22 protein-coding genes are annotated in these 21,674 nt (G+C 71.3%); all 22 read left to right on the top strand.

Annotated features, from left to right (window positions below):
* The first annotated feature begins 21 nt into the window (after nucleotides 1-21).
* The 22 genes from ACFOM9_RS00165 to ACFOM9_RS00060 all read left to right on the top strand — a co-directional run bounded on the left by ACFOM9_RS00165 (nucleotide 22) and on the right by ACFOM9_RS00060 (nucleotide 21,311).
* Nucleotides 22-525, top strand: a complete 504-nt coding sequence (locus ACFOM9_RS00165; RefSeq protein WP_386705193.1) for a flagellar basal body-associated FliL family protein — start codon at nucleotides 22-24, stop codon at nucleotides 523-525.
* Nucleotides 525-1,529 carry a flagellar motor switch protein FliM gene (gene fliM, locus ACFOM9_RS00160; protein ID WP_386705192.1) on the top strand — a complete coding sequence of 335 codons (1,005 nt, stop codon included), beginning with the start codon at nucleotides 525-527 and terminating at the stop codon, nucleotides 1,527-1,529. The genes ACFOM9_RS00165 and fliM overlap by 1 nt, the downstream gene beginning before the upstream one ends.
* A complete protein-coding gene (gene fliN / locus ACFOM9_RS00155) occupies nucleotides 1,526-1,864 on the top strand; it encodes a flagellar motor switch protein FliN (protein ID WP_386705191.1) in 339 nt (112 codons plus the stop codon). Before fliM ends, fliN begins: the two co-directional genes overlap by 4 nt.
* Nucleotides 1,865-2,187: 323 nt before the next feature.
* Nucleotides 2,188-2,580, top strand: coding sequence for a flagellar biosynthetic protein FliO (gene fliO, locus ACFOM9_RS00150; protein ID WP_386707179.1), 393 nt, complete (start codon nucleotides 2,188-2,190; stop codon nucleotides 2,578-2,580).
* Nucleotides 2,577-3,428, top strand: a complete 852-nt coding sequence (gene fliP / locus ACFOM9_RS00145; protein ID WP_386705189.1) for a flagellar type III secretion system pore protein FliP — start codon at nucleotides 2,577-2,579, stop codon at nucleotides 3,426-3,428. The genes fliO and fliP overlap by 4 nt, the downstream gene beginning before the upstream one ends.
* A gap of 13 nt (nucleotides 3,429-3,441) precedes the next feature.
* On the top strand, nucleotides 3,442-3,711 hold the full coding sequence (locus ACFOM9_RS00140) for a flagellar biosynthetic protein FliQ (RefSeq protein WP_386705188.1): 270 nt from the start codon (nucleotides 3,442-3,444) through the stop codon (nucleotides 3,709-3,711).
* Nucleotides 3,712-3,909: 198 nt separating this feature from the next.
* Nucleotides 3,910-4,695, top strand: a complete 786-nt coding sequence (gene fliR / locus ACFOM9_RS00135) for a flagellar biosynthetic protein FliR (protein ID WP_386705187.1) — start codon at nucleotides 3,910-3,912, stop codon at nucleotides 4,693-4,695.
* Between the two features lie 118 nt (nucleotides 4,696-4,813).
* Entirely contained in the window at nucleotides 4,814-5,986 is a 1,173-nt protein-coding gene (flhB, locus tag ACFOM9_RS00130) for a flagellar biosynthesis protein FlhB (RefSeq protein ID WP_386705186.1), read from the top strand.
* Complete coding sequence (gene flhA / locus ACFOM9_RS00125) at nucleotides 5,983-8,052, top strand: flagellar biosynthesis protein FlhA (protein ID WP_386705184.1); 2,070 nt, start codon at nucleotides 5,983-5,985, stop codon at nucleotides 8,050-8,052. The genes flhB and flhA overlap by 4 nt, the downstream gene beginning before the upstream one ends.
* Nucleotides 8,053-8,233: 181 nt before the next feature.
* The gene (locus ACFOM9_RS00120) at nucleotides 8,234-10,030 is read left to right on the top strand and encodes a flagellar biosynthesis protein FlhF (RefSeq protein WP_386705183.1); all 1,797 of its coding nucleotides are present in this window, start codon (nucleotides 8,234-8,236) and stop codon (nucleotides 10,028-10,030) included.
* Nucleotides 10,017-10,934 carry a MinD/ParA family protein gene (locus tag ACFOM9_RS00115; RefSeq protein ID WP_386705182.1) on the top strand — a complete coding sequence of 306 codons (918 nt, stop codon included), beginning with the start codon at nucleotides 10,017-10,019 and terminating at the stop codon, nucleotides 10,932-10,934. Before ACFOM9_RS00120 ends, ACFOM9_RS00115 begins: the two co-directional genes overlap by 14 nt.
* Nucleotides 10,931-11,677 (top strand): RNA polymerase sigma factor FliA, encoded by a 747-nt coding sequence (locus ACFOM9_RS00110; RefSeq protein WP_386705181.1) that lies wholly within the window; start codon nucleotides 10,931-10,933, stop codon nucleotides 11,675-11,677. The genes ACFOM9_RS00115 and ACFOM9_RS00110 overlap by 4 nt, the downstream gene beginning before the upstream one ends.
* Before the next feature lie 350 nt (nucleotides 11,678-12,027).
* Nucleotides 12,028-12,420, top strand: coding sequence for a chemotaxis response regulator CheY (cheY, locus tag ACFOM9_RS00105; protein ID WP_386705180.1), 393 nt, complete (start codon nucleotides 12,028-12,030; stop codon nucleotides 12,418-12,420).
* Nucleotides 12,417-13,052, top strand: a complete 636-nt coding sequence (locus ACFOM9_RS00100; RefSeq protein ID WP_386705179.1) for a protein phosphatase CheZ — start codon at nucleotides 12,417-12,419, stop codon at nucleotides 13,050-13,052. The genes cheY and ACFOM9_RS00100 overlap by 4 nt, the downstream gene beginning before the upstream one ends.
* A gap of 9 nt (nucleotides 13,053-13,061) precedes the next feature.
* Nucleotides 13,062-14,924 (top strand): chemotaxis protein CheA, encoded by a 1,863-nt coding sequence (locus ACFOM9_RS00095; RefSeq protein ID WP_386705178.1) that lies wholly within the window; start codon nucleotides 13,062-13,064, stop codon nucleotides 14,922-14,924.
* A 7-nt stretch (nucleotides 14,925-14,931) separates the two neighbouring features.
* Nucleotides 14,932-15,672, top strand: a complete 741-nt coding sequence (locus ACFOM9_RS00090; RefSeq protein WP_386705177.1) for a flagellar motor protein — start codon at nucleotides 14,932-14,934, stop codon at nucleotides 15,670-15,672.
* A gap of 10 nt (nucleotides 15,673-15,682) precedes the next feature.
* A complete protein-coding gene (motD, locus tag ACFOM9_RS00085; protein WP_386705176.1) occupies nucleotides 15,683-16,759 on the top strand; it encodes a flagellar motor protein MotD in 1,077 nt (358 codons plus the stop codon).
* Between the two features lies 1 nt (nucleotide 16,760).
* A complete protein-coding gene (locus ACFOM9_RS00080) occupies nucleotides 16,761-17,534 on the top strand; it encodes a ParA family protein (RefSeq protein ID WP_386705175.1) in 774 nt (257 codons plus the stop codon).
* Nucleotides 17,531-18,367, top strand: a complete 837-nt coding sequence (locus tag ACFOM9_RS00075) for a chemotaxis protein CheW (protein WP_386705174.1) — start codon at nucleotides 17,531-17,533, stop codon at nucleotides 18,365-18,367. Before ACFOM9_RS00080 ends, ACFOM9_RS00075 begins: the two co-directional genes overlap by 4 nt.
* Nucleotides 18,368-18,544: 177 nt before the next feature.
* Entirely contained in the window at nucleotides 18,545-18,829 is a 285-nt protein-coding gene (locus ACFOM9_RS00070; RefSeq protein WP_386705173.1) for an STAS domain-containing protein, read from the top strand.
* 82 nt (nucleotides 18,830-18,911) lie between these two features.
* A complete protein-coding gene (locus ACFOM9_RS00065; RefSeq protein WP_386705172.1) occupies nucleotides 18,912-19,283 on the top strand; it encodes a response regulator in 372 nt (123 codons plus the stop codon).
* A 15-nt stretch (nucleotides 19,284-19,298) separates the two neighbouring features.
* Nucleotides 19,299-21,311: a chemotaxis protein CheW gene (locus ACFOM9_RS00060; RefSeq protein WP_386705171.1), complete on the top strand. Its 2,013-nt coding sequence runs from the start codon at nucleotides 19,299-19,301 to the stop codon at nucleotides 21,309-21,311.
* Nucleotides 21,312-21,674: the final 363 nt, after the last annotated feature.

Below are 21,674 nucleotides of genomic sequence, written 5' to 3'. Positions count from 1 at the left end.
TCCACCGCCGGAGTCCGCCTCGTGTCAGCCCCCCGTCCCACAGCCGCCACCGCCCCGAATACCCCGATCAAGCCCCGCGCACGCAAGTGGCCGTGGATCGTAGCCGCCTGCCTGCTGCTCGGCGCCGCCGGCGGCGGCCTGGCCTGGTGGAAGTGGCAGTCCGCCAGCGCCCACGCCGTCGAGAAGAAGGCCGCCCCCGCGCGCGCCGCGGCGCAGTACTTCGCGCTCGAGCCCGCGTTCGTGGTCAACCTGGTCGATGAGGACTCGGTGCGCTACCTGCAGGCCGACGTGCAGCTGGTGACGCGCGACCCGGAAACCTTCGCGGCGATCGGCGCCAACGCGCCGGCGATCCGCAACCGCCTGCTGCTGCTGTTCGGCCAGCAGTCGTCCGCGCAGCTGGGTCAGCGCAGCGGCAAGGAGCGCCTGCAGGAAGCCGCGCGCACCGAAGTGCGGCAGCTGCTCAAGGGCGAAGGCGCCCCGGACAAGATCGAAGCGGTGATCTTCACCAGCCTGGTGACGCAGTAGTGAGCGCCGACCTGCTGTCCCAGGACGAGATCGACGCCCTGCTGCACGGCGTCAGCAACGGCGCGGTCGAGATGGAGGCGCCGCCCGAGCCGGGCGAGGCCCGCAACTACGACTTCGCCAGCCAGGACCGCATCGTCCGCGGCAAGCTGCCGACCCTGGAAATGATCAACGAGCGGTTCGCGCGCACGCTGCGCATCGGCCTGTTCAACCTGATGCGGCGTTCGGCCGACCTGTCGGTGCGCGGCATCGACCTGGTCCGGTTCGGCGAATACATGCACTCGCTGCAGGTCCCCACCAACATCAACCTGGTGAAGATGAAGCCGTTGCGCGGCACCGCCATCGTGGTGTTCGAGCCGCGCCTGGTGTTCACCGTGGTCGACAACTTTTTCGGCGGCAACGGCAAGTACCACACCCGCATCGAGGGCCGCGAGTTCACCCCGACCGAGATGCGGGTGATCCAGCTGCTGCTGAAGCAGACGTTCGCCGACCTCGTCGAGGCCTGGGCACCGGTGATGCCGGTGGAGTTCGAGTACCTGAACTCCGAGGTCAACCCGCATTTCGCCAACATCATCAGCCCGCGCGACTACATCGTGGTCAGCCGCTTCAACATCGAGCTCGAGGGCGGCGGCGGCGAACTGCACGTCGCCTTCCCCTACGCGATGCTCGAACCGATCCGCGAACAGCTCGACGCCGGCGTGCAGAGCGACCGCATCGAGAAGGACGAAGGCTGGATGCGGGCGATGCGCACGCAGCTGCAGGACGCCGAGGTCGAGCTGAGCTCGGCGATCGCGCATCGCCAGATCAGCCTGCGCGAGCTTTCGCGGCTCAAGGTCGGCGACATCATCCCGATCGACCTGGCATCGACCGTGCAGCTGCAGGTCGAACAGATGCCGCTGTTTGCCGGCGAGTTCGGCATCCACAACGGCCGCAACGCAATCAAGGTCACGCAGGTGCATGCCGCGCGGACCGTTCCCACCCTCGACTCACTGACGGCGATCCCATGAACACCCAAGATTCCAGCGCGGCGCGCGCCGCATTCGATCCGCTCACCGCCGATGCCGGCATCGGCCAGGGTGCCGACCTCAACCTCGACGTGATCCTGGACGTGCCGGTCTCGCTGTCGCTCGAAGTCGGCCGCGCGCGGATCCCGATCCGCAACCTGCTGCAGCTCAACCAGGGCTCAGTGGTCGAACTCGAGCGCGGCGCCGGCGAACCGCTGGACGTCTACGTCAACGGCACCCTGATCGCGCAGGGCGAGGTGGTGGTGGTCAACGACCGCTTCGGCGTGCGCCTGACCGACGTGGTCAGCCCGGCCGAGCGGATCAAGAGGCTGCGATGAGCCAGGCCGCTTCACTCCAGCCGCTGCAGCGCGAGGCGGCGACGCCCACCGTGGCCGCGCAGTCCGCGGTCGTCGCCGCGCCCGTTGTCGACCCGGCAACGATCGTGCAGGCGCCTGCCGTCGCGCAGGTGGCCGCGCCCGATGCCGATCCCGCCGTTGCCATCGGCGCGGGGCCGGCCGAACCGTTCGCGGCGGCCCCGGCCGAAGTCGCCATCGGCACCACGACGGTCGCCGCACCCGTGCCGGCCGAGGCCTCCGCTTCCGACGTCACCACCGATGCCGCCGCGACCCTCGCCACACGCGTCGACGCGCCGCCGGCGGCCATGGGGACCCGGCCTACCGCCGTCGCCCACGCCGGTACGCCCGCGCCGATGCCGCAAGCCCCATCGCCCGCCGGCAGCATCGGCGGCGCGCTGTTCGCGCTGGTGCTGGTGGTGGGCCTGATCCTGGTGCTCGGCTGGCTGGCAAAGCGCATGCCCGGTTTGGGCGGCACGCGCGGCAACCCGGCCTTGCGCCTGGTCGGCTCGCTGGCGCTGGGCCCGCGCGACCGCGTGGTGGTGGTCGAGGTCGGCGGCACCCAGCTGCTGCTCGGCGTCGGCAGCGGCGGCACCCGCACGCTGCACACGCTCACCGAACCCTTGCCGGTCGCCCCGCCATCGCAGGCGGCGCCGGCGTTCGCCCAGCTGCTCGCGCAGCATTTCGGGAAGAAGCCATGAAGGTCCAAGCCGCCCGCGCGCGCGACAGCGCGCGACGTTTCGGCCGGAACGTGTTCGCAACGCTGCTGCTGGCCGCCACCCTGGCGTTTGCCAGCGCGGCGATGGCGCAGTCGACGCCTGCCGCGGCGCCGGTCCAGCCGGCGACGACGGCCGCCGCGCCCGCATCCCCGTCGCAGCCGCTGCCTTCGGTCACCGTCGGCAAGGTCGGCGGCGAAACGGTGAGCATGCCACTGCAGGTGCTCGCGCTGATGACCGGCATCACGCTGCTGCCGGCGGCGCTGCTGGGGCTGACCGCATTCACCCGCATCATCATCGTGCTGGGGCTGCTGCGGCAGGCGCTCGGCACCGGCCAGACGCCCAGCAACCAGGTGCTGCTGGCACTGGCGCTGTTCCTCACCGCGATGATCATGATGCCGGTGTTCGACCAGGCCTGGGCCAACGGCATCTCGCCATACCTGGACCACACGATGGGCTTCAAGAGCGCGTGGGCGGCGGCTTCCGAGCCGTTCCGCGGCTTCATGCTCGCGCAGGTGCGGCAGAACGACCTGATGACCTTCGCCGGGCTCTCGCACACCGGCCCGTACGCCACGCCGCAGGACGTGCCGTTCGGCGTGCTCGCCGCGTCATTCCTGACCAGCGAACTCAAGACCGCGTTCGAGATCGCGTTCCTGGTCTACATCCCGTTCGTGATCATCGACCTGGTGGTCGCCAGCGTGCTGATGTCGATGGGCATGATGATGTTGTCGCCGATGCTGATCTCGGCGCCGTTCAAGATCCTGCTGTTCGTGCTGGTCGACGGCTGGGTGCTGGTGGTCGGCTCGCTCGCCGCCAGCTTCAATCCCATCTGACGGGGCGACGACCATGAGTCCCGAAATCGCCCTCGACGAAATCGCCCGCGGGCTGCAGATGGCGCTGCTGCTCGGCGGCCCGCCGCTGATCGCGGTGCTGGTGATCGGCGTGGTCGTCGGCATCCTGCAGGCCGCGACCCAGATCAACGAGCCCACCATCGCCTTCGTGTTCAAGGCGGTGATGCTGATCGCGACGCTGGCGGCGACCGGGCACTTCCTGCTCGGCCGGCTGGTGGCGTTCACGATCGACCTGTTCCATCGCATTCCGCAGCTGATCGGATAGCGGCGTGGTCCTGCGCTTCAGTCTGACGCTTGGTGGGATTCCCCCCTTTGAAGAAGGGGGGCGAGGGGGGATTTGCTTTTGCTCCCGGGTTTGCAGCAAGCGCAACGTCAAAGGCAAAGGCAAATCTCCCCCAGCCCCTCTTTTCCAAAGAGGGGAGCAATCCGCCGCGACTTGCCGCCGCTGCTGCCACCGCTGACCATGGACACCGTCACCCTCACCACCGCCACCGGCGTCGACCTGTTCGCGATGCTGGGCACCGTGCTGTGGCACGCGCTGCGCATCGGCGCGGCGTTCCAGGTGCTGCCGGTGCTCGGCGGCCGCGGCATGCCGGCGCAGGCGCGGTTGATCGTGACCCTTGCGCTGGCCGCGACCATGTCGACGGTGCTGCCGGCGCCGCCGCCGATGGCGGTCGACGCGGCCACGGTGCTCGGGGTGCTGCGCGAGTTCACCGTGGGCGTCGCGATCGGGCTGATCCTGCGGCTGGCGTTCGAGGCCGGACAGCTGGCCGGCGAACTGGTCAGCCAGGGCATGGGGCTGTCGTTCGCGACCATGGCCGACCCGCTCAGCGGCGCCTCGTCGCCGGTGCTGTCGCAGTGGTTCTACCTGGTGTTCGCGCTGCTGTTCTTCACCCTCGACGGCCACCTGGCGCTGGTGCGGCTGCTCGCCGACAGCTACGGCGGCCTGCCGATCGGCGCCGCGCTGCCCGACCTGCACGCGCTGCTGTCGGCGGTGCCGACCTTCTTCGGCCAGTGCCTGCGCGCCGGCGTGCTGCTGGCGCTGCCGGTGATGATGGCGCTGCTGGCAGTCAACATCGCCTTCGGCGTGCTCGCCCGCGCCGCCGCCCAGCTCAACCCGATGGCGATCGGCCTGCCGGTCTCGCTGCTGGTCGGACTGCTGCTGCTCATGCTGCTGGCCCGCGAATTGCAGGGACCGGTGCAACAGCTGTTCGAGGACGCCTATGCCGCCGCGCGCGCATTGACCTGACCGGACAGCTGCCTCCCTCCCTGTGGGAGCGGCCATGGCCGTGATCGGCGCGACACGGGCCATCGCGGCCATGGCCGCTCCCACCTGGACCTGACCCACTGTTCCAGAAGCCAGGCCGATGAGCAGCGAGAGCCAGAAGGAAGACCGCACCGAGCAACCGACCGAGAAGCGCCTGCGCGAGGCGCGCGAACGCGGCGACGTGCCGCGCTCGCGCGAGCTGGCCAATGTCGCGGTACTCGGTTGCGCGGTGCTCGCGCTGAAAGTCAGCAGCGGCCACCTCGGCGGGTCCGCGCGCGACTGGATGCGCGGCGCGCTGAGCATCGACCGCAGCATCCTGGAATCGCCAGACCGGCTGTTGCCCCACGCCGCACACCTGCTGGCCGGACTGGCGATGCCGATGCTGCCGCTGGTGCTGGCCGCGCTGGCCGCCTGCGCGCTCGCGCCGATGGCGATGGGCGGCCTGCGCTTCGCCGGCAAATCGCTGCAGCCTGATTTCACCCGCCTCAGCCCGATGAAGGGACTGGCGCGCCTGTACGGCCGCGAGAGCCTGGCCGAACTGCTGCGCTCGCTGCTGCGCGTGCTGCTGATCGGCGGCGTCGGCGCCTGGGTGGTGTACCACGCGTTCTCGACCCTGCTGGCGATGCCGCAGGCCTCGCTCGAGGCGGCCGTGGCCGAAGGCGTCGACCTGGCGCTGGGGGCGCTGATGGCGATGGTCGGCTCGCTCGGCGCCCTGGCCCTGATCGACGTGCCGTGGCAGCACTTCCAGCACCGCAGCAAGCTGAAGATGACCAAGCAGGAGCTGCGCGACGAGGCCAAGGAAGCGGAGGGCAACCCCGAGGTCAAGGCGCGGGTGCGCCAGGTCGCGCGGCAGATGTCGCAGCGCCGGATGATGGAAGCGGTGCCCACCGCCGACGTGGTGGTGATGAACCCGACCCACTACGCCGTGGCGATGAAGTACCAGGCCGGCATGCGCGCGCCGAAGGTGGTGGCCAAGGGCCTCGACGAAATGGCGCTGGCGATCCGCGCGCTGGCCGAGAAGCACCGGGTCGCGATCGTCGAGGCGCCGCCGCTGGCACGCGCCTTGTATAGGCAGTCCCAGGTCGATCAGGAAATCCCGGTGAAACTCTACGCCGCCGTCGCACAGGTGCTGTCCTACGTGTACCAGATCAGGGCCTGGGTGCCCGGCCGCGGTCCGATGCCGTCGCTGGCCAACGTCGATGTCGGCGCCGACGGCGCGCCCGATGTCGACGCCAACGCCGCCGGGGCTGTCGACGGAAATCCGGCGCGATGAGCGCACCGCAGAGCCGCCTGTCCGGGATCCTCGCCGGGATGCGCAACGGCGCCGCCGCGCCGCTGGTGGTGATCGCCCTGCTGGCGATGGTGATGGTGCCGCTGGCGCCGGTGGTGCTGGACGGCCTGTTCACGATCAACATCGCGCTGTCGCTGGTGGTGATGCTGGCGGTGGTCTACGTCAAGCGGCCGCTGGAATTCTCGATCTTCCCCAGCGTGCTGCTGATGGTCACCCTGCTGCGGCTGGGCCTGAACGTCGCGTCCACGCGCGTAGTGCTGCTGCACGGCCACAAGGGCGAGGCCGCGGCCGGGCACGTGATCGAGTCGTTCGGCCAGTTCGTGATCGGCGGCAGCTACGCGGTCGGCATCATCGTGTTCGCGATCCTGACCATCGTCAATTTCGTGGTGGTGACCAAGGGCGCCGGGCGCATCTCCGAGGTGTCGGCGCGCTTCATCCTCGACGCCCTGCCCGGCAAGCAGATGGCGATCGACGCCGACCTCAACGCCGGCCTGCTGACCCGCGAGGACGCCAAGGCGCGGCGCCAGGAAGTGCGCGAGGAGGCCGACTTCTACGGCTCGATGGACGGCGCCAGCAAGTTCGTCCGCGGCGACGCGATCGCCGGCATCCTGATCCTGGTGATCAACCTGGTCGGCGGCCTGCTGATCGGCATCGTGCAGCACGACATGAGCTTCGCCGAGGCGGCGCGCACCTACACCATGCTGGCGATCGGCGACGGCCTGGTCGCCCAATTGCCGGCGCTGCTGGTCGCGGTCGCGACCGCGATGCTGGTCACCCGCTCCACCGGCGAGCAGGAAATGGGCGCGGCGGTGTCGCGGCAGATGTTCGGGCAGCAGCGCGCACTGACCGTCGCGGCGCTGCTGATGGGCCTGATCGGCGTGATCCCGGGCATGCCGAACATCCCGTTCCTCGCCCTGTCCGCCATCCTGGGCTTCGCCGCGTGGAAGCTGCACCAGCGCGCGCAGCTTGCCGGTAACGCGAGCGAGCCCGGCGCCGCCGATGCGGCCGCCGCGCCGGCCGCCGAACTGGGCTGGGACGAGATCCGCCCGGTGGAACCGCTCGCGCTGGAAGTCGGCTACCGCCTGATCGCACTGGTCGACAAGGCGCAGGGCGGCGAACTGCTGGCGCGGCTCAAAGGCGTGCGCCGCAAGCTCACCCAGGACCTCGGCTTCCTGATCCCGGCGGTGCACGTGCGCGACAACCTCGAGCTGGCGCCGGGCCAGTACCGCGTGCTCGTGCACGGCGTACCCGTGGCCAGCGGCGAACTGCATCCAGACCGCGAGCTCGCGCTCGATCCCGGCCGGGTGTTCGGCCCGCTCGAAGGCATCCCCGGCAAGGACCCCGCGTTTGGCCTGGATGCGGTGTGGATCGTGCCGGGCCAGCGCGCGCACGCCGAATCGCTGGGCTACACCGTGGTCGACGCCGCCACCGTGGCGGCCACCCATCTTTCGCACCTGGTGCGCGAGCGCGCCGCCGACCTGCTCGGCCACGACGAAGTCCAGCACCTGCTGACGGCTCTCGGGCGCAGCGTGCCCAAGCTCGTCGAGGATTTGACGCCCAAGCTGCTGCCGCTGTCGGTGGTGGTGAAGGTGCTGCAGTCGCTGCTGGCCGATCGCGTGCCCGTGCGGCAGATGCGGCAGATCGTGGAAACGCTGCTCGAACACGGCGCCCAAAGCCAGGATCCGGCGGTGCTGACCGCCGCGGTGCGGGTCGCGCTGGGCCGCTTCATCGTCCAGGAGCTCAACGGCATGGCGCCGGAGCTGCCCGTCTACACCCTGGCGCCGGCTCTGGAACGGGTATTGCAGGACTCCGTCAGCGGACAGGGCGCCGCGCTGGAACCCGGACTCGCCGAACGCTTGCACCAGAACCTCGGTGACTGCGTGACCCGCCAGGAAAGCCGCGGCGAACCCGCGGTGCTGCTGGTCCCCGGCGGCGTCCGCGCCGCGGTGGCGCGGCTGGTCCGGCACAGCGTTCCGTCGCTGGCGGTGCTGGCCTACGGCGAGGTGCCGGAGGACAAGCGGCTGCGGCTGGTGGGGGCGGTGGGTTGAGGCGGGATTTCGGCATCGGTGATCGAGGAACGGAGCAGATGAGCAAGCAACAACGCAACGACGACATTTTCGAACGCGACGCCTGGCCCGCTTCATCACCCGACGCCGCCTCCCCTCCCGAATGCCTACCGACCGCTGCTCGCCCGTCCTTCTCCCCGACTTCCAACCCCGGCACGCACCCATGAGAATCAAGCGCTTCACCGCCCCCGACATGCGCACCGCGCTGCGCATGATCCGCGACGAGCAGGGCCCCGATGCGGTGATCCTGTCCAACCGGGTCTGCGCCGGCGGCATCGAGGTCGTCGCGGCCACCGATTACGACGAAGCCCTGGTGGCGCAGGCGCTGCGCGCCGCGGCGCCGGCGCTCGACGCCGCGCCCGCGTCGGTGACGGCCATGAGCGCGCCGGCCGCATCGCGCGCCGCGCTGCATGAAGCGCCCGCCGCGAGCGCAGCGGTGCCCGCGCTCGCCAGCCTGCTGGCGCCTGCCGCCACGGCGCAGGCGGCGCGCGAGGCCGCCGCAACGCAAACACAGCCTGCCGGCGAAACCCCGCCCGCACGCGAATCGCTGATGTCGCGTGCCCGCGCCGTGTTCAAGATCGGCGACGGCCCGACCCTCGCGGAACTGTCCGCGGCGTCGGCTGGCAGTGCGCAGCCGGGCAACGCGGCCGCGGCAAGCACGCCTGCGCCTGCCCCATCGCCGGTCCCCGCGGCCAACACCACGTCGAATGCCGACGCCACGCCGGCGCAGACCCGCTTCGAAGCGATGATGGCCGCGCTGGTTCCGCCGCAGGCGGCCACCGCGTCCCACGATCAAGAGTCGTCCCGTTCCGGGCTTGTGATGCCCAACGCGGCGGGGCAGCCGGCTGCGCCGGCATCGAGCGATTCGTCGGAGCCGATCGCCGCCTCCGCCTTCGCCACCGCTTCAGCCGCGGCCGCGACGGGCATGGAAAGCCAGGCACCGGGCATGGACCTTTCCACCATCGAGGCCGGCATCGACGCGTCGACTTCGAAGGCCACGACTTCCGACACCCCCCCCCGCCTGCACGCCGTGCCCAGCGAGCCGGCCCAGTCCGATCCCACCATCGCCGCGATGCGCGAGGAACTGGCCCGCATGCGCCAGATGATGGAATCGCAGATGGAACAGCTGTCGCTGGAACGCCTGCGCGGGTCGCCGGCACGCGCCGCGGTCTTCGACGCGCTGCGCGGCTACGGCTGCGAAGACACGCTGGCACAGGCGGTCTCGGCGCGGATCGATCCGCGCCTGCCGGTGGCCGACATCCGCGAACCGATGTTCGCCGAACTGGCGCGCATGCTGACCATCGCCCGCAGCGAACCGCTCGACGACGGCGGCGTGATCGCCCTGGTCGGCCCGACCGGCGCCGGCAAGACCACCACGGCGGCCAAGCTCGCCGCGCGCTTCGCCGCGCGCCACCGCGCCCGCGACGTCGCCCTGGTCACCACCGACACCCAGCGCGCCGGCGCCCGCGAGCAGCTGCACGCGCACGGCCGTCGCCTCGGCATCACCGTCTGCGAGGCCGCCGGCCCCGAAGGCCTGAAGGACGCGCTGGCGCAGCTCACCGACTATCCGCTGGTGCTGGTCGATACCACCGGCCATGCGCCGCGCGACCGCGCGCTGTTCAGCCAGATCCTGTGGCTGCGCGCGTCGCACAAGGTACGCAGCCTGCTGGTGCTGCCGGCCAACGCCCATCCGCACGACCTGGGCGAAGTGGTCCGCCGCTATCGCCCGGCCGCCCCGGAAGCGGTGGTGCTCACCAAGCTCGACGAAACCGGCCGCCTGGGTTCCGCGCTTTCGGTCGCGGTCCGCCACGGCCTGAACATTGCATACACCACGCAGGGCCAGCAGGTGCCGTCGGACCTCGACAGCGCCAGCGCCGAGCGCCTGGTCCAAACCCTGGAGAACCCGCCTCGTGCCGCCGACCACCCCTACGCCACCGAGGATCGCCATGCAGCCGTCTGAGTTCCATCCCCACGATCGGCGCACCGGCGTCGAGGTGCCGCCGAACGCGACCGACAGCGCCCCGGCGACCGCGCCGCGGGTCATCGCGGTCGCCAGCGGCAAGGGCGGCGTCGGCAAGACGTCGGTCTCGGTCAACCTCGCCACCGCCCTGGTCAACGCCGGCCAGCGCACGCTGCTGCTGGACACCGACCTGGGCCTGGCCAACGTCGACGTGATGCTCGGCCTGTCGCCGCGCTTCACCCTGGCCGACGTGTTCGCCGGCCGCTGCGAACTGCGCGACACCCTGCTCGAAGGTCCCAACGGCCTGATGGTGGTGCCGGCCGCGTCCGGCAAGCGCCACATGACCGAACTCACCGCGCAGCAGCACGTCGGCCTGGTGCACGCCTTCAGCGAGCTCGACCTGCCGGTCGACACCATGGTGGTCGACACCGCCGCCGGCATCGCCGATGGCGTGCTGACCTTCTGCCAGGCAGCGCAGGACGTGGTGGTCGTGGTCTGCGACGAACCGGCATCGGTCACCGACGCCTACGCGCTGATCAAGGTGCTCAGCCGCGAGCGCGGCGTCACCCGCGTGCAGGTGCTGGCCAACCAGGTGCAGCACGTCCGCGAGGGCCGCCAGCTGTTCGACAAGCTCGAACGCGTCAGCGCGCGCTTCCTCGACGTCACCCTCAACTACCTCGGCGCGATCCCGCGCGACGAATGGCTGCGCCGCGCGATCCAGCGCCAGGAAGCCGTCGTCGATGCGTATCCGTCTTCGCCCTCGGCGGTCGCGTTCCGCGACATCGCACGGCGCTCGCGGCAGTGGCAGTCGCCGCCCGGGCCGCGCGGCCACGTCGAGTTCTTCCTCGAACGGCTGATCGCGCAGCCGCAGCCCAGCGACACGACCCGGGGGGCCACCGCATGAACGCCTCAGCCACTGCCCACTACCGCGCCAACCAGCACGGTTCGACCAACGAGATCGTCGAGCGCCACGGCGAACTGGTGCGGCGCATCGCCCACCACCTGGCCGCGCGCCTGCCGGCCAGCGTCGAGATCGACGACCTGATCCAGGCCGGCATGCTCGGCCTGATCGACGCGGCGCGCAATTTCCAGGCGGATCAAGGCGCGGCGTTCGAGACCTACGCCTCGATCCGCATCCGCGGCGCGATGATCGACGAGATCCGCCGCGGCGACTGGGTGCCGCGCTCGGTGCATCGGCGCTATCGCGACATGGTCGCGGCGACGCGCGAGATCGAGCAGCGCACCGGTCGCGCCGCCACCCCGCAGCAGATCGCCGAGGCGCTCGGCGTCAGCCTGGACGAATACCACGGCATGGTCGAGAACGCCGCGCGCGGGCAGCTGGTCAGCCTCGACGCGCACATGGACGAACACGACGGCGAGCCGCGCCTGGCATCCACCGGCGGCAACACGCCGGCGCGCGAATTCGAGAACGCCGCGTTCCGCGAGGCGCTCGGCGACGCGATCGGCGACCTGCCCGAGCGCGAGCAGCTGGTGCTGTCGCTGTACTACGAGCAGGAGCTGAACCTGCGCGAGATCGGCGCGGTGCTGGGCGTCAGCGAATCGCGCGTGTGCCAGATCCACGGCCAGGCCACCGTGCGCCTGCGCGCGCGGCTCGGCGAGTGGGGCGGTTCCCAGGACGACGAATGATCCCGCCGGCCCGATGAAGCCGGCGGATGCCCGGGCACGACGCATTGACCTCATCGAGAGAGGTGACGAAGCGAAGCGCCGCGGTGGACTGCCTTCGATTCCTGTTTCTCGTTTTCCGCTTCCGACTTCCACCTCCGCGCCCTGCTGCGGCCGTTGCCGTCCCCCGCGAGGCAAGCGCAGGCCGAAGGCCAGTTCCACCCGGCGTCGCCGGACCGCCCCCTTCTGAAAGGGACCCATCCCAGGCGCTTCCGGTGCACGCATTCCGCGTTCCGTGATCGCCGCCACCCTCCCGCGCGTCAAGAATCCCGCCCCGGCGCCGATAGCACTGCGTAGAGAACCACGAGGTCCCCATGGACAAGAACATCCGCATCCTCATCGTCGACGACTTCTCGACCATGCGCCGCATCGTCAAGAACCTGCTCAACGACCTGGGCTTCTTCAACACCACCGAGGCCGACGACGGTTCCACCGCGCTGGTGGAACTGCGCAAGGGCCCGTTCGACCTGGTGGTCACCGACTGGAACATGCCCGGCGTGCCCGGCATCGACCTGCTCAAGGCGATCCGCGCCGACGCTGCGCTGTCCAAGATCCCAGTGCTGATGGTCACCGCCGAATCCAAGCGCGAGCAGATCATCGAAGCCGCGCAGGCCGGGGTGAACGGCTACGTCATCAAGCCCTTCACCGCGGCCACGCTGAGCGACAAGCTGGGCAAGATCTTCGAGCGCCTCGGGGCGGCTGCGTGACTGCGCTGGCTGCCGTCGCCGACGCCGCGGCCGGGAACCACGCCGAGGAGCGCGCCGGGCTCGTGGATTCGCTGCATGCCGCGCTCACCGCGCTGGAAGCCGGCGACGATGCCGGCTGGCGCAGCAACGTGGACGAACTGATCCAGTGGCGCACCCAGCCGCTGGTGCAGGGCGTGGTGAAGCTGGCCCGCGAACTGGAGCAGGCGCTCGGCGCCGGCCCCGGCAGCGGCGCTTCGCTGCCCGAAGCCTGCCTGCGGCTGGAACACGTCGTGCGCGTGAGCGAGGACGCCAGCCACCAGACCCTGGACCTGATCCAGGACTGCGGCACGCTGCTGGGTACCCTGCCCGACGCCAACACCAGCGAGCAGGCGGCCACCATCGCCGCGATCCGCAGCCGGCTGTCCGAGATGACCGCCGCGCAGGGCTACCAGGACCTCACCGGCCAGATCATCCGCCGCGTGGTGGAACTGGTCCGCGCGGTGCACGTCGGCCTGGGCAGCTGCGTTGCCGAAGCCGGCGCGCGTCCGCTGCAGTTCTCCGGCCACGGCCATGGCCCCGCGGTCGCCGGCGTCGACGCCGCGCCCGCGACCCAGGAAGACGCCAACTCGCTACTGTCGTCGCTCGGCCTGTAGGGACGATCGATGTCCGCGCAAGCCTCCGACATCTGCGCCGACTTCCTGGTGGAAGCGGGCGAGATCCTCGACCAGCTCGGTGAGCAGATGGTCGCGCTGGAAAGCGCGCCCGGCGACCGCGAGTGCCTCAACGCGGTGTTCCGCGGCTTCCACACCATCAAGGGCGGCGCCGGCTTCCTCGATTTCCCGACCATGGTGGCGATCTGCCACGCGGTCGAGGATCGCCTCAACGCCGCGCGCAGCGGCATCGCGCCGCTGGACGCGGCCGCCTTCGACGGCGCCCAGCAGGGCGTCGACCTGCTGGTCGACATGCTGCACGCCATTTCGGCGGGCGGCGTTCCCGTGCCCGCGCCGCCCGAACTGCTGGTCGCGCTGCGCGAAGGCGCGCGCGGCGCTGCCCCGGGCGCGCCGGTCGCGGCGGCCGCCGCCCCCGCGGTGCCGGCGCCTGCCGCCGCCGGCAGCGACGAACTGGACGACGATTTCGACTTCGAAGCGCTGCTCGACAGCCTGCACGGCGCCGGCGGCGTCCCGGGAGAAGCAGCCGCGCCTGCCGCGCCACCGGTCGCCGCGGAACCCGCAGCCCCGACGCCATCGGCCCCGACGCCGTCCGCCCCGATTCCTGCCCCGCCCCCCGCGCCGTCGCGCGCCTCCGCCGCGGCCGAGCCGGCCGACGCCACCGTGCGCGTCGACGTGCGGCGCCTGGACGCGATGGTCAACCTGGTGGGCGAGCTGGTCCTGGCGCGCAACCGGCTCAAGACCCTGCGTCCGCGCCTGCGCGACGATGACCTCGACCGCGCCGTGGCCTCGCTCGACGTCGCCACCTCGCGCCTGCAGTCGGCGGTGATGACCGCGCGCATGCAGCCGGTCGGACGCGTGTTCGCGCGCTTCCCCAAACTCGCCCGCGACGTCGCGCGGCAGCTGAAGAAAAGCGTCGAGCTCGAAGTGCTCGGCGCCGATACCGAACTCGACCGCAACCTGGTCGAAGCGCTCGCCGACCCGCTGGTGCACCTGGTCCGCAACGCGATCGACCACGGCATCGAGATGCCCGAGGTGCGACGCCGCGCCGGCAAGCCCGAACAGGGCCACGTCCGCCTGAGCGCGCAGCAGGAAGGCGACCACGTCGCCATCGAGGTGCGCGACGACGGCGCCGGCATCGACCCGGACAAGATCCGCCGCAAGGCAATCGAGAAGGGCCTGGTCGAAACCGAGGCCGCGGCGCGACTGTCCCCCGAAGAGTGCCTGCAGCTGCTGTTCCTGCCCGGCTTCTCCACCCGCGACGAAGTCAGCGACCTCTCCGGCCGCGGCGTCGGCATGGACGTGGTGCAGTCGCGCATCCGCGAGCTGTCGGGCGCGGTGCAGATCCATTCCGAGATCGGTGCCGGCTCGCGCTTCGCGATCCGCGTGCCGCTGACCCTGGCGATCCTGCCGACGCTGCTGGTGGAAATCGAAGACGACGTCTACGCGCTGCCACTGGTGCGCGTGGTCGAGGTGCTGCCGTACCAGACCGGCGACGCGCTGTGGATCGACGGCCAGCAGGTCATCGACCTGCGCCAGGAGCCGCTGGCGCTGCTCGGCCTGCGCGAGTGGCTGGGCCTTGGGCCCGCACGGCCGACGGCGGGCGATGCGACCTGCGTGGTGGTGCTGCAGGCGGGCGAACAGCGCTTCTGCCTGGTGGTCGACCGCGTGCGCGGCCGCGAGGAAGTGGTGATCAAGGCGCTGCCGCCGACGCTGCGCGGCCTGCCCGGCTACGCCGGCGCCAGCCTGGTCGGCGACGGCCGCATGGCGCTGATCCTCGACGTCGATGCGCTGCTGCGCACCGGACTGCGCGGCGGCATGGCGCAGCGTTCAAGTCCCCCTTCCATCAACCGATAACGATCCCATGGACAGACTCAGCGTCATCGGCGCGGTGCTCGCCATCTCCGCCCTGCTCGGCGGCAGCGTACTCAAGGGCGCCGGCATCTCGGGGTTGTGGTCGCCGGCCGCGTTCGTGATCGTGATCCTGGGCACGGTGGCGGCGATCCTGCTGCAGACCTCGATGCCCACGTTCAGCCGCGCGCTGAAGATGGCGCGCTGGGTGTTCCAGCCGCCGGCGCACGACCGCCCCGCGGTGGTGGCGCAGATCGTCGAATGGTCCGGCACCGCGCGCAAGCAGGGCCTGCTCGGCCTGGAAGCGCAGGTGGAAGCGCAAACCGATCCGTTCCTGCGCAAGGGCCTGCAGATGGTGGTCGACGGCGTCGAGCCCGAATCGATCCGGCAGATGCTGGAGATCGAGCTCGAAGGCAACAGCGCGCGCGACCTGGCCGCGGCCAAGGTGTTCGAGGGCATGGGCATCTACGCACCGACCCTGGGCATCATCGGCGCGGTGCTCGGCCTGATGGCGGTGATGAAGAACCTCGCCGACCCGAGCAAGCTCGGCCACGGCATCGCCGCGGCGTTCACCGCGACCATCTACGGCATCGGCGCGGCCAACCTGATGCTGCTGCCGATCGGCAACAAGCTCAAGACGCTGGTCAACGCGCAGACCGAGGAGCGCGAAATGATCATCGAGGGCCTGATCGGCATCGCCCAGGGCGACAACCCGCGCAACATCGAGTCGCGCCTCAGCGGCTACCTGGGCTAGGAACGCCCGGATGTCGCGCAAGCATCGCCACGAAGAGCACGTCAACCACGAAGCCTGGGCGATCCCCTATGGCGACCTGGTGACGCTGCTGCTTGCCTTCTTCGTGGTGATGTACGCGATCTCCTCGCTCAACGAGGGCAAGTACCGGGTGCTGGCCGACGCGCTGTCGTCGGCGTTCGGCGGCGCGCCGCGCACCATCAGCCCGATCCAGCTCGGCCAGACCCAGCTGCGCGGCTCCGCGTTCGACCGGCCGTCGATCGCGACGCCCGGAGCGAAGGCCGGGCCGAGCGCGGCCGCGCCGGTCAGCCCGAAGCTGCAGGTGCACCAGGTCCTCGACATGCCCACGTTCGGACGCAAGGCCCAGGCCCAGGTCCGGGAAGCGGCGGCGGAAGGCGAATCGATCGCCGCCGCGCGCTCGCGCGGCGAGCGCCAGCTCAATTCGCTCGGCCAGCGCATCCAGCACGCGCTGGCCGAACTGGTGCAGCAGAAACTGGTGACCGTGCGGCGCGGCCGCACGTACCTCGAAGTCGAGATCCAGAGCGACATCCTGTTCGCCAGCGGCGTGGCCGCGCCCAGCCCCGTGGCCACGGCGACGGTGCGCAAGCTCGCCGGCGTGCTGCGCGCCGAGCCCAACGCCCTGCGCGTGGAAGGCTATACGGACGACCAGCCGATCCGCACCGCGCAGTTCCCGTCGAACTGGGAGCTGTCCTCGGCGCGCGCGGCGAGCGTCGTGCACGTGCTGATCAACGAGGGCGTGGCACCCGGGCGCGTGGCCGTGGTCGGCTACGGCGAGCACCAGCCGGTCGCCGACAACGCCACCGTCGTCGGCCGCAACGCCAACCGGCGCGTGCTGCTGGTGATCCTGGCCGCGCCACAGGGACCCGATGCGGTGCCCGACCGTGGCCCCACCATCGCGCTCGAGCCCGCCGCGGACGCCGCGGGCGGCGACACTTCCGCCGCCGCCACCCATCCGAACCCACCCGCGCGCACGCGCGCCGTGACAACCGCGCCGGCCGATGCCGGCAAGGAAAGCGAACCGATGGCGCTGTCCGCGACCCAATCCGCGCCACCACCGGGAGCCGGCTGACATGCAGATCTGGGCCATCGCCAACCAGAAGGGCGGGGTCGGCAAGACCACGACCAGCCTGTGCCTGGCGCGCGGGCTGGCGCAGTCGGGCCAGCGCTTGCTGCTGGTCGACCTCGACCCGCACGCGTCGCTGACGCGCGCGTTCGCGGTGCCGTCCACCCCGCCACCGGCGGGCAGCCATGACCTGTTCACCGGCGGCGGCGCGTCGCTGGCTTCGCTGGCGCGCGGCACCGACATCAAGGGCCTGGACCTGATCGCCGCGCAGCCCGCACTGGCGACGCTGGAACGCCGCGGCGCCACCCAGCCGGGCCTCGGGCTCGCGCTCGGCCGCGCCCTGCACGCGGTCCAGTCGCTGTACGACCACGTGCTGCTCGACTGTCCGCCCACGCTCGGTCTGCTGATGGTCAACGCGCTGGCCGCGGCCGACCGCCTGGTGGTGCCGACCCAGACCGACCCGCTGGCACTGCACGGCCTGGCCGACATGCTGCGCACCGCGGCCATGGTCGAGCGTTCGCGCCGGCGGCCGTTGCCGCAACACGTGCTGCCGACCCTGTACGACCGCCGCACCAAGTCCGGCGTGCACAGCCTGGAGCAGCTGCACGCACAGTACGAAGGCCGCGTCTGGCCCGAAGCGGTGCCGATGGACACGCGCCTGCGGGACGCGTGCGCGCTGACCGCGGTCGCGTCGCCCGGCGGCCGCGGCGCGGATGCCTACGCCCGCGCGCTGCGCTGGCTGCTCAAGCAGGTCGAACCGGCGCAGAGGAAGGCAGCATGACGACCCACGCCGCCCATGCCGTGCTCGACGAGGTCGATGCCTACGTCGACGCGCTGCTCGACGCCGGGCCCACGCCGCTGGACGTGCTGGTGCCGGGCGACACGGCGATCGGGCCGGTGGACAGTCCGATTCCGGATGACGCCGACGCGCGTGCCACGCCCGCCTCGATGCCACCGAACGACCCATCGCCCGCGGCGCTTACGCCCGAAACCATCTCCGCTCCCGCCGTTGCCGTCCTCCCTGCTGCCGCCGTGGCAGCGCAACCCGCGCCCACGCCGCCCACCCCGCCACCTCCGCCCATGCACGCCATCGCCTCCATCCCGGCCCCGCAATCCGCCTCGGCCGCTCCGCTTCGCCCGGACGCAGCGGCGGCGCGCGAGGACAGCGCGCGCGCGTCCCCGCCGCCCCGCGAACTGTCCGCGCCGCAGCCGCAACGCTGGGTGCGCGTGGCCGTCGATGCCGACAGCTACGCGCTGGAACTGCTGTGCGTGCAGGAAGTCGTGCGCCTGGCGCCGATCGTCGCCATGCGCGGCGCCGCCGCGGCGGTGCTCGGGGTGATGAACCTGCGCGGCCGCATCGTGCCGGTCTTCGACCTCGGCCTGTGGCTGGGCGTTGGCCAGGTGGCGCCCGACGAGCACAGCCGCATCGTCGTGGTCGAGCGCGAGGACGAGTTGATCGGCGTGCTGGTGAGCGCGGTGGAAGACGTGGTCACGCTCTCGCGCGACCGCATCGAGCCGCCGGTGCCCGGCGCCGACCCCGGCCCGACCCTCGGTGTCGCCCGCGTCGGGCCCTCGCCGACGGTTCTGCTCGACGCCGGCGCGCTGTACCACTGACGAAGAAGCCGCTGTCGCGCGGCCATCCTGCCGTGGCGGCGGCCAATGGCCGCGACGCCGACGGACGCAGGGCATCGCGGCCACGCCACTGACTCACCGTGACGCCGCTCTCGCAACGCCCCTCAAGTCGCACCCCTGCGCGCCGTTAACCCGGACAGCACCCCGCCCGCGAACGCCATGAACCAGATCACGCTGCAATCCGACCTAGGCATCGAATCGGTCGCCGAACTGCAGGCTGCGCTGCAGCCGCACCTGGACGACGAAGCGCCGCTGGCGCTGGCCGGCGACCGCGTCGAGCGCGTCCACGCCGCGGGCCTGCAGCTGCTGCACGCCTTCGTCCGCGATCGCGCCGCGCGCGGCCACAGCACCACCGTGACCGAGGCGTCGCCGACCCTGGCCGACGCCGCGCGCCAGCTCGCGCTCGCCGCCAGCCTCGGCGTCGACGCGGCCGCGCAGGCCTGATGCGTACCACTTACCGCTTCTTCCTTCCCATCCCCGCGGCCATCGCCTCGCGCGAGCGCCACGCATTCCCCGGAGACCCTGCATGAGCGCGCAAAAGCAACTGCTCATCGTCGACGATTCCACTTCCATGCGGCAGATGGTTGCGTTCGCGCTCACCTCCGGCGGCTTCGACGTGCGCGAGGCCGAAGACGGCCAGGCGGCGCTCGACATCGCCCGCGGCCAGCGCTTCGACGCCGTGGTCACCGACGTCAACATGCCGCGCATGGACGGCATCTCGCTGATCCGCGAGCTGCGCCAGCTGCCGGCGTACAAGTTCACGCCGCTGCTGATGCTCACCACCGAATCCGGTGGCGACAAGAAGATGGAAGGCAAGGCCGCCGGCGCCACCGGCTGGCTGGTCAAGCCGTTCGATCCCGAACAGCTGGTCGCCACCGTCCGCAAAGTCTTGGCGTAGGGAACCCGCGCAACCATGGACATCAGCCGCTTCCACGCCGCGTTCTTCGAGGAGAGCCGCGACGGCCTCGACGCCATGGAGCGCGGCCTGCTCGCGCTCGAATCGGGCGAGAGCGATGGCGAAACCATCAACGTCGTGTTCCGCGCCGCGCACTCGATCAAGGGCGGCGCGGCCACGTTCGGCTTCACCGCAGTCAGCGAACTGACCCACCTGCTGGAAACCCTGCTCGATGAAGCGCGCGCCGGCAAGCGCGTGCTCGACCAGGCCGCCACCGGCGCCCTGCTCGCTTCGGTGGACACGCTGCGCGGGCTGCTCGCGGCCTGCGAACACGGCACCGCGATCGACGCCGATGCGCTCGCCCGCGTGCGCGCCCTGCTCGAACAGCTGCTCGCCGGCGAAACGACCGCGGCCGCACCCACGCCGGTTGCCGATACGACGGCGGCCGCGACCGCCGCCGACTGGCGGATCGGCTTCGCCCCGGCGCCGTCGATGTTCATGGGCGGCAACGATCCGCTGCGCATCCTGCGCGAGCTTGCCAGCCACGGCGAACTGGGCGTGTCGTGCATCGACGAGCAGCTGCCACCGTTCGCCCAGATCGATCCGTTCGAGGCTTACCTCGCCTGGGACCTCAGCCTGCCCGGCAGCGTGCCGCGCTCGGTCATCGACGAGGCGTTCGCCTGGGTCGAGGACGAATGCACGCTCGACATCCGCCGCGACCAGGTCGACGCCGCCGCCGAGGCAGCGCTCGCCCTGGCGCCGCTGCCCGCCGCGCTCCAGGCAGCCGCAGGCGTTTCCGCGCCGCGCGCCGCCGAAGCGGCCGCGCAGCGCCATGGCGACGGCAGCGAAGGCAGCATCCGCGTGGCGATCGCCAAGGTCGACGCGCTGATCAACCTGGTCGGCGAGCTGGTCATCACCCAGGCCATGCTGCGCCAGCGCTCCGAGGCGCTGGACCCGGTCGCCAACGAATCGCTGCTCACCGGCCTGGTGCAGCTCGAACGCAACACCCGCGACCTGCAGGAATCGGTCATGGGCGTGCGCATGCTGCCGGTCGACTTCGCTTTCAGCCGCTTCCCGCGCATGGTCCGCGACCTGGCCGGGCGCCTGGGCAAGCAGGTGCATCTGCGCACCACCGGTGAGGCCACCGAACTGGACAAGGGCGTGATCGAGAAGATCGTCGACCCGCTGGTGCACCTGGTGCGCAACGCGATCGACCACGGCCTGGAAATGCCGGACGACCGCCGCGCCGCGGGCAAGCACGAAGCCGGCACGATCAGCCTCAGCGCGGCCCACCAGGGCGCGAACATCGTCATCGAGATCAGCGACGACGGCCGCGGCCTGGATCGCGAGCGGATCCTGCGCAAGGCGATCGAACGCGGCATCGCGATGCCCGACGAACCCACCGATGCCCAGGTCTGGGACCTGGTGTTCGCGCCGGGCTTCTCGACCGCCGACGCGGTCAGCGAGCTTTCCGGCCGCGGCGTCGGCATGGACGTGGTCAAGAAGAACATCGCCGCGCTCGGCGGCCAGGTCGAGATCCGCAGCCAGGCCGGCCAGGGCACCACGGTCACGATCCGCCTGCCGCTGACCCTGGCCATCGTCGACGGCATGTCGGTCGCGGTCGGCGACGAAGTCTTCATCGTGCCGCTGGGGCTGGTGGTCGAATCGCTGCAGCCGGGCGACGGCGACGTGCGCACGATCGCCGGCGACACCCGCGTGCTGCGCGTGCGCGGCGACTACCTGCCGCTGCTCGACCTCGCCGAGCAGTACCGACTGCCGCCCTCCGCCCGTGCCGATGGCGCACCGGCGCAGGCCAAGATCGCCGTGGTCGTGGAAAGCGACGGCCGCCGCCTGGCCCTGGAGGTCGACGAACTGCTCGGCCAGCAGCAGGTGGTGGTCAAGAACCTCGAGGCCAACTATCGCCGCGTGCCGGGCGTCTCCGGCGCCACGATCCTGGGCGATGGCCGCGTTGCGCTGATCGTCGACCCGGTCGCGATCGGCCAGAACGTGGCATTGCCGAACGCGGCCTGAGGGCACGCGACACGGCGACATTCGCGCCTGTCGCCTTGCGGGGCCTGCTTCGGGCCGTCGCGAGCGGCAAGGTGACGCGGCGTGGAAGCGCCCATGCATAGTCATTTTGAACAAGCGGACGGCGCGCGAATCACGGCGGTGGTTTGGCGGTCGCTGTGGCTCTGGCGTGGCAGCTCGCAGCTGCCAGCGAGAACAAACCCGCCGCGGGCTCAAAGACCGAGCGCCGATCCGACGATAGTGAGCCGGCCCTCCTGCCTGTCAACCGGGGGGATCAGCGTGCGTTCCGGAAGCGCCTCGCTTCGCATGCCTGTCAAAAGCCACCCGACTCGGTACCGCACGGCGCGCCGCTGCCCCCGAAACGGC

This window comes from Luteimonas notoginsengisoli, from assembly GCF_042648885.1.
In the GTDB taxonomy this organism is placed as follows: domain Bacteria; phylum Pseudomonadota; class Gammaproteobacteria; order Xanthomonadales; family Xanthomonadaceae; genus Luteimonas; species Luteimonas notoginsengisoli.
Note: the sequence above shows the minus strand (reverse complement) of the source record. Positions and strands in the feature narration are given on the sequence as shown.

Bases quoted from the DNA above. Each gene is read 5' to 3' on its own strand.
- fliN (WP_386705191.1), top strand. From the start codon at position 1,526: ATGAACACCCAAGATTCCAGCGCGGCGCGCGCCGCATTCGATCCGCTC.
- fliO (WP_386707179.1), top strand. From the start codon at position 2,188: ATGGGGACCCGGCCTACCGCCGTCGCCCACGCCGGTACGCCCGCGCCG.
- fliP (WP_386705189.1), top strand. From the start codon at position 2,577: ATGAAGGTCCAAGCCGCCCGCGCGCGCGACAGCGCGCGACGTTTCGGC.
- ACFOM9_RS00140 (WP_386705188.1), top strand. From the start codon at position 3,442: ATGAGTCCCGAAATCGCCCTCGACGAAATCGCCCGCGGGCTGCAGATG.
- fliR (WP_386705187.1), top strand. From the start codon at position 3,910: ATGGACACCGTCACCCTCACCACCGCCACCGGCGTCGACCTGTTCGCG.
- flhB (WP_386705186.1), top strand. From the start codon at position 4,814: ATGAGCAGCGAGAGCCAGAAGGAAGACCGCACCGAGCAACCGACCGAG.
- flhA (WP_386705184.1), top strand. From the start codon at position 5,983: ATGAGCGCACCGCAGAGCCGCCTGTCCGGGATCCTCGCCGGGATGCGC.
- ACFOM9_RS00120 (WP_386705183.1), top strand. From the start codon at position 8,234: ATGAGAATCAAGCGCTTCACCGCCCCCGACATGCGCACCGCGCTGCGC.
- ACFOM9_RS00115 (WP_386705182.1), top strand. From the start codon at position 10,017: ATGCAGCCGTCTGAGTTCCATCCCCACGATCGGCGCACCGGCGTCGAG.
- ACFOM9_RS00110 (WP_386705181.1), top strand. From the start codon at position 10,931: ATGAACGCCTCAGCCACTGCCCACTACCGCGCCAACCAGCACGGTTCG.
- cheY (WP_386705180.1), top strand. From the start codon at position 12,028: ATGGACAAGAACATCCGCATCCTCATCGTCGACGACTTCTCGACCATG.
- ACFOM9_RS00095 (WP_386705178.1), top strand. From the start codon at position 13,062: ATGTCCGCGCAAGCCTCCGACATCTGCGCCGACTTCCTGGTGGAAGCG.
- ACFOM9_RS00090 (WP_386705177.1), top strand. From the start codon at position 14,932: ATGGACAGACTCAGCGTCATCGGCGCGGTGCTCGCCATCTCCGCCCTG.
- motD (WP_386705176.1), top strand. From the start codon at position 15,683: ATGTCGCGCAAGCATCGCCACGAAGAGCACGTCAACCACGAAGCCTGG.
- ACFOM9_RS00080 (WP_386705175.1), top strand. From the start codon at position 16,761: ATGCAGATCTGGGCCATCGCCAACCAGAAGGGCGGGGTCGGCAAGACC.
- ACFOM9_RS00075 (WP_386705174.1), top strand. From the start codon at position 17,531: ATGACGACCCACGCCGCCCATGCCGTGCTCGACGAGGTCGATGCCTAC.
- ACFOM9_RS00070 (WP_386705173.1), top strand. From the start codon at position 18,545: ATGAACCAGATCACGCTGCAATCCGACCTAGGCATCGAATCGGTCGCC.
- ACFOM9_RS00065 (WP_386705172.1), top strand. From the start codon at position 18,912: ATGAGCGCGCAAAAGCAACTGCTCATCGTCGACGATTCCACTTCCATG.
- ACFOM9_RS00060 (WP_386705171.1), top strand. From the start codon at position 19,299: ATGGACATCAGCCGCTTCCACGCCGCGTTCTTCGAGGAGAGCCGCGAC.